At 71.6% G+C, this 13,430-nt stretch carries 11 protein-coding genes; 4 read left to right on the forward strand and 7 right to left on the reverse strand.

Annotated features, from left to right (window positions below; all coding sequences use genetic code 11):
- The first annotated feature begins 68 nt into the window (after positions 1–68).
- Positions 69–953 carry a prohibitin family protein gene (locus ACZ6RC_RS21035; RefSeq protein ID WP_469585318.1) on the forward strand — a complete coding sequence of 295 codons (885 nt, stop codon included), beginning with the start codon at positions 69–71 and terminating at the stop codon, positions 951–953.
- Positions 954–1,100: 147 nt separating this feature from the next.
- On the opposite strand, the gene ACZ6RC_RS21040 is transcribed toward ACZ6RC_RS21035, so the two are convergent.
- The gene (locus ACZ6RC_RS21040; protein ID WP_391140222.1) at positions 1,101–1,775 is read right to left on the reverse strand and encodes a Crp/Fnr family transcriptional regulator; all 675 of its coding nucleotides are present in this window, start codon (positions 1,773–1,775) and stop codon (positions 1,101–1,103) included.
- Positions 1,776–2,088: 313 nt separating this feature from the next.
- On the opposite strand from ACZ6RC_RS21040, the gene nth reads away from it, so the two are divergent.
- Genes nth through ACZ6RC_RS21055 form a run of 3 tightly spaced genes read left to right on the forward strand, consistent with a single transcriptional unit; the run spans position 2,089 to position 5,029 of the window.
- Complete coding sequence (gene nth / locus ACZ6RC_RS21045; protein ID WP_469585321.1) at positions 2,089–3,006, forward strand: endonuclease III; 918 nt, start codon at positions 2,089–2,091, stop codon at positions 3,004–3,006.
- Positions 3,007–3,063: 57 nt separating this feature from the next.
- Positions 3,064–3,783, forward strand: a complete 720-nt coding sequence (locus ACZ6RC_RS21050; RefSeq protein ID WP_453618354.1) for an NUDIX hydrolase — start codon at positions 3,064–3,066, stop codon at positions 3,781–3,783.
- A 46-nt stretch (positions 3,784–3,829) separates the two neighbouring features.
- On the forward strand, positions 3,830–5,029 hold the full coding sequence (locus tag ACZ6RC_RS21055; RefSeq protein WP_391140226.1) for a MarP family serine protease: 1,200 nt from the start codon (positions 3,830–3,832) through the stop codon (positions 5,027–5,029).
- 139 nt (positions 5,030–5,168) lie between these two features.
- Here the strand turns inward: ACZ6RC_RS21055 and ACZ6RC_RS21060 are convergent, their stop codons facing one another.
- The 6 genes from ACZ6RC_RS21060 to ACZ6RC_RS21085 form a co-directional block, all read right to left on the reverse strand.
- Positions 5,169–5,360 carry a hypothetical protein gene (locus ACZ6RC_RS21060; RefSeq protein ID WP_391140227.1) on the reverse strand — a complete coding sequence of 64 codons (192 nt, stop codon included), beginning with the start codon at positions 5,358–5,360 and terminating at the stop codon, positions 5,169–5,171.
- Positions 5,361–5,503: 143 nt separating this feature from the next.
- Positions 5,504–6,457: an alpha/beta fold hydrolase gene (locus ACZ6RC_RS21065; protein WP_391140228.1), complete on the reverse strand. Its 954-nt coding sequence runs from the start codon at positions 6,455–6,457 to the stop codon at positions 5,504–5,506.
- A complete protein-coding gene (locus ACZ6RC_RS21070) occupies positions 6,454–6,930 on the reverse strand; it encodes a phage holin family protein (RefSeq protein ID WP_391140229.1) in 477 nt (158 codons plus the stop codon). The genes ACZ6RC_RS21065 and ACZ6RC_RS21070 overlap by 4 nt, the downstream gene beginning before the upstream one ends.
- Before the next feature lie 37 nt (positions 6,931–6,967).
- The gene (gene nhaA / locus ACZ6RC_RS21075) at positions 6,968–8,365 is read right to left on the reverse strand and encodes a Na+/H+ antiporter NhaA (protein WP_469585328.1); all 1,398 of its coding nucleotides are present in this window, start codon (positions 8,363–8,365) and stop codon (positions 6,968–6,970) included.
- A gap of 274 nt (positions 8,366–8,639) precedes the next feature.
- The gene (gene acs, locus ACZ6RC_RS21080; protein WP_391140232.1) at positions 8,640–10,595 is read right to left on the reverse strand and encodes an acetate--CoA ligase; all 1,956 of its coding nucleotides are present in this window, start codon (positions 10,593–10,595) and stop codon (positions 8,640–8,642) included.
- Between the two features lie 235 nt (positions 10,596–10,830).
- Entirely contained in the window at positions 10,831–13,236 is a 2,406-nt protein-coding gene (locus tag ACZ6RC_RS21085; RefSeq protein WP_469585332.1) for a SulP family inorganic anion transporter, read from the reverse strand.
- Between the last annotated feature and the right edge of the window lie 194 nt (positions 13,237–13,430).

Here is a 13,430-nt window from a genome sequence, read left to right on the forward strand (position 1 = left end):
GAGAACGATCTTCCGTTCGTGCTTTACGCTCCGCTTACGTTTGGCCGTAGCTCTCGGGGGGTTCACCTGTGTTCGTCATATCCATCCTGCTGCTCATCACCGCGGTGGTGCTCTATTTCGTCGGGCGCGCGCAGGGCACGACGGGGCTGAAGCTGGGCGCCCTCGGCGCCCTCGTCGCCGGGGTCTTCTCGCTGCTGGCATCGATGCTCTACATCATCAGCGCGTACGAGGTCGGCGTGCCGGTCGCCTTCGGCAAGGTCGGCTCTCCGATGACGTCCGGGATGCACGTCAAGTCCCCGTTCACCGACGTCACGACCTTCTCGACCCGCCCGGTCGACCTCAACCTCTCCGACAAGGACGTGGTCGAGGTCCGCTCCTCGCAGGGCGGTGTCATGTACGCCGAGGTGACGGTGAAGTGGGCGGTGACCCCGGCCAAGGCGGTGGAGCTGTACCGGCTCGCCGGCAGCGAGGACGCCATCCAGCAGCGGCTGGTCTACCCGGACAGCCGGGAGATCGTCCGCAACGTCTTCGCGCGCCACACGAGCGAGCAGGGCTACGCCAGTGACCGCGAGAAGATCAACGCCGAGATCGGCGACCTGATCAAGGAGCGGCTGGCGCCCCGCGGTATCGCCGTCACCACGGTCAACCTGCGCAACGTGAAGCCGTCCGACGCCCTGCAGGGGCAGATCGACCGCAAGATCCAGCAGCAGCAGGCCACCGAGCGGGCCACCGAGGCCGCCCGCACGGCCAAGGCCGAGGCCGACCGGCGCCGCATCGAGGCCGAGGGCATCGCGCGCGCCAACAAGATCCTCAACGACTCGCTGACCGACAAGGTCCTGATGAACCAGTGCATCGAGGCGTACCGGGAGGCCTCGTCGAAGAACCCGGTGTACGCGGTGCCGTGCGGCGGCGCGAGCGGGAACCCGCTGATCGTGGACGGCACCAAGCGGTAGACCGCCACGGGCCCGGTCCTCCCGGGCCCGTTCGCGGGACCGTTCGAGGCCCGGCCGCGGATCCACCCGCGGTCGGGTCCTCGCCGGAACGCGCGAAGGGCCGCCCCGGTGCGACCGGGGCGGCCCTTCGCGTGCGTACGGGGGTGCTTACCGCGAGCGCTTCGCGAGGCGCTCCACGTCCAGCAGGATCACGGCACGCGCCTCCAGGCGCAGCCAGCCGCGCTGGGCGAAGTCCGCGAGCGCCTTGTTGACCGTCTCGCGGGAGGCGCCGACCAGCTGGGCCAGCTCCTCCTGGGTCAGGTCGTGGACGACGTGGATGCCCTCCTCCGACTGCACGCCGAAGCGGCGCGACAGGTCGAGGAGCGCGCGGGCGACACGGCCCGGGACGTCCGAGAAGACCAGGTCGGACATCTGGTCGTTGGTCTTGCGCAGCCGGCGGGCGACCGCGCGCAGCAGGGCGGTGGCCACCTCGGGGCGGGCGTTCAGCCAGGGCTGGAGGTCGCCGTGGCCGAGGCCGAGCAGCTTGACCTCGGTCAGCGCCGTCGCGGTGGCGGTGCGCGGGCCCGGGTCGAAGAGGGACAGCTCGCCGATCAGCTCGCCGGGGCCGAGGACGGCCAGCATGTTCTCCCGGCCGTCGGGCGAGGTGCGGTGGAGCTTCACCTTGCCGTCCGTGACCACGTACAGGCGGTCGCCGGGGTCCCCCTCGTGGAACAGCGCGTCGCCACGGGCGAGCGTCGCTTCACTCATCGAGGCGCGCAGCTCCGCGGCCTGCTCGTCATCGAGCGCCGCGAAGAGCGGGGCGCGCCGCAGAACGTCGTCCACGAATTCTCTCCTATGTCGACCTGCTCAGGGGATCTTGATCCCATGATGCCGGACGCACAAAACAGTGCGATCAATCACAACAAGTTTGACGTACCGAACGCCCCGCCCGTACGTCAGGGGCCCGATTGGGTCGTGATCGGCCGTGCCCAGGGCGGATGTCGGTGGTGGCCCTTAGGCTGGCCGGGTGTCCAACTCGCCGGTGAGAGCGCAGGCCAAGGGGGCTGGGAGAGTGTCCGCCAAGGGTGATTCCGCTGTGGGCGAACAGGGTGTGCCCAATCGGGCAAATGCGACAAACCGCCCGCAAAAGGGGGCGGTGAAGGCTTCGAAGAAGCCCGCTGCGGCCACGAAGAAGGCCGCGCCCGCCAAGAAGTCCGCACCGCCCGGCGAGAAGACCCCCGCGGCCACGTCGAAGAGCGCCCCGCCCGCCAAGAGGACCGCGCCCCCGAAGGCGGAGACCCGGCTCGGCATGGTGCGGCGGGCCCGGAAGATCAACCGGGAGCTGGCCGACGTCTTTCCGTACGCCCATCCCGAGCTGGACTTCCGCAACCCCTTCGAGCTGCTGGTCGCCACGGTCCTCTCCGCCCAGACCACCGACCTGAGGGTCAACCAGACCACCCCCGCCCTCTTCGCCCGCTATCCCACGCCCGAGGACCTCGCCGCCGCCGCCCCCGAGGAGATCGAGGAGCTGATCCGGCCCACCGGCTTCTTCCGTGCGAAGACCAAGTCGATCATGGGCCTGGCCACCGCCCTCCGGGACGACTTCGGCGGCGAGGTCCCCGGCCGGCTCGACGACCTCGTCAAGCTGGCCGGTGTGGGCCGCAAGACCGCCTTCGTCGTCCTCGGCAACGCCTTCGGCGTGCCCGGCATCACCGTCGACACCCACTTCATGCGGCTCGCCCGCCGCTGGAAGTGGACCGAGAGCGACGACCCGGTCAAGATCGAGGCCGAGGTCGCCGAGATCTTCCCCAAGAGCGAGTGGACGATGCTCTCGCACCGGGTGATCTTCCACGGCCGCCGGATCTGCCACGCCCGCAAGCCCGCCTGCGGCGCCTGCCCGATCGCCCCGCTCTGCCCGGCGTACGGCGAGGGGGAAACCGACCCGGAGAAGGCGGAGAAGCTCCTGAAGTACGAGAAGGGCGGCTTCCCCGGCCAGCGGCTGAACCCGCCTCCGGACTATCCGGGCCGTCCCGCCCCGCCCGCCGCCGGCGTCGCCCCCGGGGCGGACGCCTGACCCGGCCCGGAGGGAACGAAGCCATGCTCCGATCGCGTTGGGAACACGGGGGTGCCTATGACGCGCACTGACGAAGAGACGGCGGCCGATCCGACCCACGGCGTCGGGACCGGCGGACTGCTCAGCAGGGCCGGGCTGCCCGGCTGGCTCGCCCCGGTGGAGCGGGCGGCCCGCACGGTCGAGCCCGAGCAGCTCAGCCGCTTCCTGCCGCCCGCCGACGGCGCGGGACGCCAGTCCGCCGTCCTCGTCCTCTTCGGCGAGGGCGAACGCGGACCCGAGCTGCTGCTGATGGAGCGGGCCGGGACGCTCCGCTCGCACGCCGGGCAGCCTTCCTTCCCCGGCGGCGCCCTCGACCCCGAGGACGGCCCCCCGGCCGACGGCGGCCTGCTGCGGGCCGCCCTGCGGGAGGCCGAGGAGGAGACCGGACTCGACCCCTCCGGCGTCCAGATCTTCGGCGTGCTGCCCCAGCTCTACATCCCGGTGAGCCGGTTCGTCGTCACCCCCGTCCTCGGCTGGTGGCGCGCCCCCAGCCCCGTCGGCGTGGTCGACCCCGCCGAGACCGCCCGGGTCTTCACCGTCCCCGTGGCGGATCTCACGGACCCGGCCAACCGCGCGACCACCGTCCACCCCAGCGGCCACAAGGGCCCCGCGTTCCTGGTCGAATCGGCTCTGGTCTGGGGATTCACGGCCGGAGTCATCGACCGGATCCTCCACTTCGCCGGCTGGGAGAGACCGTGGGACCGGGCCAAGCAGGTCCCGCTCGACTGGCGCTCATGACAGGCTGACCCAGGCGACCGAAGACGAATCTGCGAGGCTACTGACGGTGAACGTGCTGGACATCCTGCTACTGCTCGCCGCCGTGTGGTTCGCGATCATCGGTTATCGCCAGGGCTTCGTGGTCGGCATCCTGTCCGTGATCGGCTTCCTCGGCGGCGGTCTCGTCGCCGTCTTCCTGGTGCCCGTCATCTGGAAGCAGCTGACGGACAACTCCGAGGTCGGCACCACCGCGACCGTCGTCTTCGTGATCGTGGTCATCGTCCTGGCCTCGATCGGCCAGGCCTTCACCACCCACCTGGGCAACAAGCTGCGCCGGCACATCACCTGGTCGCCCGCGCGCGCCCTCGACGCCACCGGCGGCGCGCTGGTCAACGTCGTCGCGATGCTGCTCGTCGCCTGGCTCCTCGGCTCGGCGCTCGCCCGGACCTCGATGCCCACCCTGGGCAAGGAGGTCCGCAGCTCCAAGGTGCTGCTCGGCGTGGAGCGCGTGATGCCCGATCAGGCGTCCACGTGGTTCACCGACTTCACCTCCACGCTCTCCCAGAACGGCTTCCCGCAGGTCTTCAGCCCCTTCGCCAACGAGCCCATCACCGAGGTCCGGCCCCCGGACCCGGCGCTCGCGGGCAGCCCGGTCGCCGCCCGCGTCCAGCGGTCGATCGTCAAGGTCGTCGGTACGGCACCGAGCTGCGGCAAGGTCCTCGAAGGCACCGGCTTCGTCTTCTCCGACCGCCGCGTCATGACCAACGCCCACGTCGTCGGCGGCGTCGACGAGCCCACCGTCCAGATCGGGGGCGAGGGCCGGCTGTACGACGCGAAGGTCGTGCTCTACGACTGGGAGCGGGACATCGCCGTCCTGGACGTGCCGGAACTGGACGCCCAGCCCCTCCGCTTCGCCGCCGAGGACGCCCGCAGCGGGGACAACGCCATCGTCGCCGGCTTCCCGGAGAACGGCTCGTACGACGTCCGCTCGGCACGCGTCCGGGGCCGCATCAGCGCCAAGGGGCCCGACATCTACCACCGTGGCGAGGTGCGCAGGGACGTGTACTCGCTCTACGCGACGGTCCGTCAGGGCAACTCCGGCGGCCCGCTGCTCACCGCCGACGGCGAGGTGTCGGGCGTGATCTTCGCCCGGTCCCTCGACGACGCCAACACCGGCTACGCCCTGACGGTCGACGAGATCCGCGAGGACATCATCCGTGGCCAGGCCGCGAACCAGCAGGTGGACAGCGAGGGCTGCGCGCTCTAGCGAAGCCGAAGCCGGAGGCGAAGCCCGCGTCGGAGCCGATGACGGCGTCGGAGCCTCAGGGGGACGTACGGTCAGGGGCGTGGGCGGCCGGAACGATCCGGTGAACGGCCGGCCGCCCACGGCCCTGGCGCGTCCGCGCTCAGTCGCGCGTGTGACGGAGCCGAGCCGAGACCCAACGGGCCCGGCGGCGCAGGATGCGCGGGATGCCGATCTCCTCCCGCGCGGCATGGGAGTGACCCTGGTCCTGCGGGCCACCCCTCTCCAGAGAGCCCGGCCCAGCGGCCGAGCGTCGGTTGCGTGCTGTGTCACCGTAGTCGTGCGTCCAGCCCATACCCCGACGTTTGCCCGGGGCCCAAGGTCGGTAATCGCCCCGGGGCCCGCCAATTGGAGTATGCGCCCGGCACATGGCTGTTCGGGAGGCGTGACTTCGTTCGTACGGGCGGGAGGCGGGCGATGCCCGTCCTCGCGGCCGGTTCAGCGGTCCGGCTCGGGGTCCTTCAGCCAGTTGACGAGCTCCGTCGAGAACGCCACCGGGTCCTCCTCGTGCGGGAAGTGACCCAGCCCGTCGAAGAGCCGCCAGCGGTAGGGCGCCTCCACGTACTCGCCGGATCCCGCCGCGCTGCGCGTCCGCATCGCCGGGTCCGTCGAACCGTGCAGGTGCAAGGTCGGTACCCGCACCGGGCGCTTCATACGCCGGTTGAACTGGATGCCGTCGGGCCGCGCCAGCGAACGCACCATCCACCGGTACGGCTCGATCGAGCAGTGCGCCGTCGACGGGATGCACATCGCCCGCCGGTACACCTCGATCGCCTCCTCGTCCGGCAGCCCCGGGCCCGACCAGTCCTGGATCAGCCGGCCCACCAAGGCACCCTCGTCCGCCACCAGCTGACGCTCCGGCAGCCAGGGGCGCTGGAAGCCCCAGACGTACGAGCCCGCCCGGGACTGCGCGAAGTCGGAGAGCATCGCGGAGCGCCAGCGGCGCGGGTGCGGCATCGAGGAGACGGCGAGCCGCCGCACCAGCTTCGGCCGCATGACCGCCGCCGTCCACGCGAGGTAGCCGCCGAGGTCGTGCCCGACCAGGGCGGCGTCCGGCTCACCGAGCGAGCGGATGACCCCCGTGACGTCGAGCGCCAGGTTGGCGGGGTCGTAACCCCTCGGCGTACGGTCGCTGCCGCCCACCCCCCGCAGGTCCATCGCCACGGCGCGGAATCCGGCGTCGGCGAGCGCCGGCAGCTGGTGGCGCCAGGTCCACCAGAACTGCGGGAAGCCGTGCAGCAGCAGCACCAGCGGCCCGTCGCCCATCTCCGCGATGTGGAAGCGCGCGCCGTTGGCGGCCACGTCGCGGTGGGTCCAGGGCCCGTCGATCCGTACGGGACTGCCGGTGCTGCTGCCGTTGCCGTTGCCGGCGCTGCTCTCGGGGGCGGTCATGCAGACGAGCGTCCCACAACGACGGCCTTGTCCTGGACCGTCCCCGGCAGCGCCGCCCGCTCCGGGCGGGGGTGCGGCTTCGCGTTCTGCAGGATCGCGGCCGTCTGCTTCGCCGAGGCGATGGACTTCTCCGGCGGCTTGACCTTCTTGAACTTGCCGTAGGCGATCAGCCCGAGCAGCCCCGCGAGCAGCACGTTCGCGGCGAAGGAGAGCAGGAAGCAGACCGAGAGGTGCCAGCCGCTCCACGCGTGGATGCCGTACGCGAGCGCGAAGCTCAGCATCGGCAGCGAGAACAGCAGGACCGTGGCCGCTGTCCCGCCGGCGGCGCTGCCGATCGCGCCGCGCTTGACGTCCTGTCGGAGTTCGGCCTTGGCCAGGGCGATCTCGTCGTGCACCAGCGCGGACATCTCGGCGGTCGCCGAGGCGACCAGCTGGCCGAGGCTGCGCTCGGCTCCGTTGACCGGGTCGCTCATCGCTGCTCCCTTTTCTCTTGACGGGTCCGACCTCAGATCATGCCGGACGGTCGGCGTCATCGCGCGGTGCCCCCGCCCGTCGCGCCTTCTCGCGATGTTCGGCTGCCTTCCGTTCGTGGATGGCGGCCATCCGGAGGTGGTACTCCGGATTGTCCTCTTCGTACACATCCGGGATGCCGTCCTCGTCTTCGTCGCGCTCCTCGTCGGCGAGCAGCGCCTCGTACCTCCGTACCCGCAGCTTGAGCAGAACCGTCGCGCAGACGGCCGCGATCAGCGAGCCGATCAGGACGGCGGCCTTCACCTCGTTCGTCAGCTGCGTGTCGCCCTCGAAGGACAGCTCGCCGATGAGGAGGGCGACGGTGAAGCCGATGCCGGCGAGGGAGGCGACGGCGAAGACGTCGGGCCAGGCGAGGTCGCTGTTGAGCCGGGCGCGGGTGAAGCGGGCGGCGAGCCAGGTGCCGCCGAAGATGCCGAGCGTCTTGCCGGCCACCAGGCCGAGGACGATGCCGAGGGTCACGGGCTGGGTGAAGACGTCGCCGATCGACTTGCCGGTGACCGCTACACCGGCCGAGAGCAGGGCGAACAGCGGAACGGCCAGGCCTGCCGAGAGCGGACGGATCAGGTGCTCGACGTGCTCGCCGGGGGAGTGCTCCTCGCCCTCCCGGCGGGTGCAGCGCAGCATGAGGCCCATGGCGACGCCGGCGATGGTGGCGTGGATGCCGCTGTTGTACATCAGGCCCCAGACGACCAGCGCCAGCGGGACGTAGACGTACCAGCCGCGCACGCCCGTGCGCAGCAGCACCCAGAAGACGACGAGACCGGCGAAGGCGCCTGCGAGGGCGGCGTAGTTCAGGTCGCTGGTGAAGAAGATCGCGATGATCAGGATCGCGAAGAGGTCGTCGACGACGGCGAGGGTCAGCAGGAACGCCCGGAGCGCGGACGGGAGGGAGGTGCCGATGACGGCGAGGACGGCGAGTGCGAAGGCGATGTCGGTGGCGGTGGGGACGGCCCAGCCGGCCATCGAGCCGCCTCCGACGGCGTTCGTCAGGGCGTAGACGAGGGCCGGTGCGGCCATGCCGCAGAGCGCGGCGATCACGGGGAGCGCGGCGGCCTTGGGGTCGCGCAGCTCGCCGGCGACGAGTTCGCGCTTGAGCTCGATGCCGGCGACGAAGAAGAAGATCGCGAGGAGGCCGTCGGCGGCCCAGTGCTGGAGCGAGAGGTCGAGGCCGAGGGCGGCGGGGCCCACGTGGAAGTCGCGTACGGACTCGTAGCTGTCGGCGAGCGGGCTGTTGGCCCAGACGAGCGCGGCGACGGCGGCGATGAGCAGCAGCACGCCGCCGACGGTCTCGGCGCGCAGCGCGTCGGTCACGATCCGCCGCTCGGGGAGCGGCAGCAGGCCGAGGAACTTGCGGTCGCCGGGGGCGGGTGCGGGCACGGGGGGACCTCCGGTCGGGTGGGCAGCACGAACCACATGCCGACCAGACTTCCCGGCGCACCTAGGTCATTCCTGTCGCGTCGACGACGCTTTCCTCACCCTACCCACCCCACGGCGCGGGGATGTCCGGTGATCTTCACTGTAGGGCGAGCGGCCCGCCCGGCCGGGCAGGCGGGGCGCGCGGCGCGGTGGCGTGCGTGCGGGGCGTGTACGTGCGCGCGCCCGCCCCGGTCCGGGGCGGGCGCGGGTGTGGTGCTCGGGGGAGCCGGGTGGCTCAGTCCTCGCTGGCGGCGCCGGGCAGCTGGGTCTGGATGAGCGACATGACCGACGAGTCCGTCAGCGTCGTGACGTCTCCCAGCTCGCGGTTCTCCGCCACGTCCCGCAGCAGCCGCCGCATGATCTTGCCGGACCGGGTCTTCGGCAGCTCCTGGACCGGAAGGATCCGCTTGGGCTTGGCGATCGGTCCGAGCGTCGCGCCGACGTGGTTGCGCAGCTCCGCGACGAGAGTGTCGTCCTCGCTGGCCGTCCCGCGCAGGATGACGAAGGCGACGATCGACTGCCCGGTCGTCTCGTCCGCGGCCCCGACCACCGCCGCCTCGGCGACGGACGGGTGCGAGACGAGGGCCGACTCGACCTCCGTGGTGGAGATGTTGTGACCGGAGACGAGCATGACGTCGTCGACCCGGCCGAGCAGCCAGATGTCGCCGTCGTCGTCCCGCTTCGCGCCGTCGCCGGCGAAGTACTTGCCCTCGAAGCGCGACCAGTACGTGTCGATGAACCGCTGGTCGTCGCCCCAGATGGTGCGCAGCATCGACGGCCACGGCTCGGTGAGGACGAGATAGCCGCCACCGCCGTCGGGCACCTCGTTGGCCTCGTCGTCGACGACCGTCGCGGCGATGCCGGGGAGGGGCCGCTGGGCGGAACCGGGCTTGGTCTCCGTGACGCCCGGCAGCGGCGAGATCATCATCGCGCCGGTCTCGGTCTGCCACCAGGTGTCGACGATCGGGGTCTTGCCGGCGCCGATGTGCTCGCGGTACCAGATCCAGGCCTCGGGGTTGATCGGCTCGCCGACCGAGCCAAGCACCCGGAGGCTGGAGAGGTCGAACTTGGCGGGGATGTCGTCTCCCCACTTCATGAACGTACGGATCGCGGTCGGGGCGGTGTAGAGGATCGTCACGCCGTACTTCTGGACGATCTCCCAGAACCGGCCCTGGTGCGGGGTGTCGGGCGTGCCCTCGTACATGACCTGGGTCGCGCCGTTGGCCAGCGGGCCGTAGACGATGTACGAGTGTCCGGTCACCCAGCCGATGTCGGCGGTGCACCAGTAGACGTCGGTCTCCGGCTTGAGGTCGAAGACGGCGTGGTGGGTGTACGCGGCCTGGGTGAGGTATCCGCCGGAGGTGTGCAGGATGCCCTTCGGCTTCCCGGTCGTCCCGGAGGTGTAGAGGATGAAGAGCGGCTGCTCGGCCTCGAAGGCCTCCGGGGTGTGCTCGGCGGACTGGCGGGCGACGATGTCGTCCCACCACACGTCGCGGCCTTCGGTGAAGGCGGTGTCCTGGCCGGTGCGGCGGACCACGAGGACGTGTTCGACCTGCGGGCACTTGGCGACGGCCTCGTCGATCGCGGGCTTCAGCGCGGACGGCTTGCCGCGGCGGTAGCCGCCGTCGGCGGTGACGACCAGCTTGGCGTCGGCGTCCTGGATGCGGGAGGCCACGGCGTCGGCCGAGAAGCCGCCGAAGACCACCGAGTGGGCGGCGCCGATGCGGGCGCAGGCCAGCAGGGTGACGGCGGCCTCGGGGATCATCGGGAGGTAGACGGCGACCCGGTCCCCCTTGCGTACGCCCAGCTCGGTCAGGGCGTTGGCGGCCCGGGAGACCTCGTCCTTCAGCTCGGCGTAGGTGATGGCGCGGCTGTCGCCGGGCTCGCCTTCGAAGTGGATGGCGACCCGGTCGCCGTTCCCGGCCTCGACATGGCGGTCGACGCAGTTGTACGCCACGTTCAGCTCGCCGTCGGCGAACCACTTGGCGAAGGGCGGGTTCGACCAGTCGAGGGTCTCGGTCGGCTCGGTGGCCCAGGTGAGCCGCCTCGCCTGCTCGGCCCAGAAGCCAAGCCTGTCCGCCGCGGCCTGCTCGTACGCCTCCGCCGTCACGTTGGCGTGCGCGGCCAGCTCGGTCGGCGGCGCGAACCGCCGCTCTTCCTTGAGCAGGTTGGCCAGGCTTTCGTTGCTCACGACATCTCCCTTTCCCAGGGCGTCCTATGTGCCTATGTGTCCCGCGTCCTAGCTCATCAGTCAGAAGCCCGGGTGACAAGGGTCTTCAGAAAATTGGTTTAGACCTATTGGGCGGCGGCGCGGGCGTGCGGTGGCCCCTCCTCCCCGGGCGGCGGGAAGAAGGGGCCACCCACTCTCACGGCCGGGAGCGGGGGATGGTTCAGGACGCGCGTGCGCCGGGACGGGAGACCCTGGCTCAGGACGCGCGCGCCTCCAGGGCGGCGGTGGGGAGGACCCGGTCGAAGACGGGGTCGTAGCCGTGGGGTTCGTCCGAGTCGGCCAGCAGATAGGCCTGGGCCTCGCCGACGTGGAAGTACATCCCGTGCAGGGTGAGGGTCCCGTCGGCCAGGCGCCGTGCCACCGGTTCGTACGCCCGCAGGTGCTCAAGCTGCTGGACCACGTTGGTCAGGCAGAGCTGTTCGACGGCGTCGGCGGGCAGCCGTCCGGAGATCCTGGCCCAGGCCCGGCCGCGGTTCCTCATCCGCTCCAGGCTGGGCAGGCCGTGGCGCAGCCAGCGCCGCAGGGGGGTCGACGGGCCGTCCGGCCGGCTGGTGAGGAGGGCCTGCATCGCCCCGCAGCCGGAGTGCCCGCACACGGTGATCGATCCGACGCGCAGGACCTCCACCGCGTACTCGATCGCGGCCGCCACCGAGTCGTCCCCGCTCTCCTCGCCGGGCAGCGGGACGAGGTTGCCGACGTTCCGCACGGTGAAGAGGTCGCCCGGCCCGCTGGAGGTGATCATGCTGGTGACGAGGCGGGAGTCGGCGCAGGTGAGGAAGAGCTGGGACGGCTGCTGTCCCTCCCGGGCGAGGCGGGCCAGCTCGTCGCGTACGAGGGGTGCGGTGTTGCGCTGGAACTTGCCGATGCCGCTCGCCAGGTGATGTCCCCGCGCGCGGGGGGTCGCGTCCGTGTCCGCCGGGTGTTCGTCGCAGTGGTGGTTGCGCCAGGGCGTCCAGGGGCGGCAGCAGGCGTGGGCCTCGGAGGTGGGTTCGGTGATCTTGACCCCGCGGGGGCCGGTGATCTCCACCGTGCCGCCGCCGCGGACGTGGCCGGCCTGCCAGTCGTGCAGCGTCTCGTAGGCGGCGTGGTCCATGAACGATCCGTCCAGCTCGACGACGACGTGGCTGCCCCGGGGCATCTGGTGCAGCACCCGGCTGAGCCGGGGGACGGCGAGGAACGTCAACTGTCCTCGTACGCGTACGAAGTGGCCGCTGTCCTTCTCCTCGCCGGTGACGCGGGTCTTGGCGAGGCGGCCCATGGCGACGGCGATGGCCACGGCGATGCCGAGGGCGACCCCTTCGAGGATGCCGATGAGTCCCACGCCGCTCACGGTCACGGCGTAGACCAGGACTTCGCGGTGCCGGGTGACGCTGCGGATGTGGGTGATGTTGACCATCTGGATGCCGACGACCATGACGAGCGCGGCGAGCGCGGGCAGCGGGATCAGGTCGAGGACGGGGACGAGGAGGAGCGAGGCGAGCACGATCCACAGGCCGTGCAGCATCGTGGAGTCGCGGCTGACGGCACCGGCCGAGACGTTGGCGGCGCTGCGGACGGCGACTCCGGCGACCGGCAGTCCGCCGAGCGCCCCGGAGACCATGTTCGCCGCTCCCTGGCCGGCGAGTTCGCGGTCGAGGCGGGAGCGCGGCACGCCGTGGCCGTGGTCGGCGCGGGCGGCGACGAGCTTGTCGACGGCGACGGCCGAGAGCAGTGACTGCACGCTGGTGACCAGCGTGATGGTGAGCACGCCCGCGGCGATGCCCAGGACGGGGCCCACGGGCAGTTCGGGGAGGGCGTGGGTGCGCCAGGAGGGCAGGTCGACGCGGGGGACGGCGAGCCCGGCGAGCGCGGCGGTGGCCGTGGCGGCGGCGACCGCGGCGAGCGCGGCGGGGATCTTCCGCAGCACGCGTCCGGCGTTGCCGGGCAGCCGTGGCCAGATCAGCAGGACGGCGATGGTGAGCGCGCTGATGGTGAGCGCCGCCGGGTGGACGTCGGCGAACTGGTCGGGCAGGCCGATGACGTTGTCCAGGACGGAGCTCTGGGGGCTGCCGCCGAGCACGATGTGGAGTTGGGCGACGGCGATGGTGACGCCGATGCCGGCGAGCATGCCGTGCACGATCGCGGGTGAGACGGCGAGCGCGGAGCGTGCCACGCGCAGGGCGGCCAGCCCGAGTTGGGCGAGGCCGGCGAGGACGGTGATGGCGCAGGTGGTGCGCCAGCCGTAGATCTGGATGAGTTCGGCGGTGACGACGGTGAGGCCCGCGGCGGGTCCGCTGACCTGGAGCGGCGCGCCGCCGATCCAGCCGGCGATCAGGCCGCCGACGGCGGCGGCGACGAGCCCGGCCTGGAGGGGTGCTCCGGTGGCGAGCGCGATGCCCAGGGAGAGGGGCAGCGCGATCAGGAACACGGCGATCGAGGCGGAGAGGTCGGCGCCCGCGACGCGGAAGCGGCGGCCGCCGCCCGGCGGGCTGTGCGGTCGTCGGAAGCGGGTCCGGGGCGTGGTGCCGTCGGGGTCGCGGCCTGCGTCGTGGTGGTCGGGACCGTGCTCGGAGGCGCGGTCGGGGGTGCGGTCAGTGGTGCGGTCGGGTGTGCGGAGGGTCATCTTCCCGTCTCCTCCGGGGCGGCGCGGTCGCGGCTCGTGCGGGACGAACGTGTGGGTCGCGGCCGTGGGTCACGGCGTGCAGTGGCGGGATGTCGTTCGTCGGCGCTCGAAGTGAGTGCCAACGCTCGGTAAATGGATCGTAATGGAGAGTAAAGACTGCGGCATGATTTTCGGGGCAAACAGGGCAATGTTTC

The sequence above is a fragment of the Streptomyces sp. NPDC048353 genome (genome assembly GCF_055587165.1).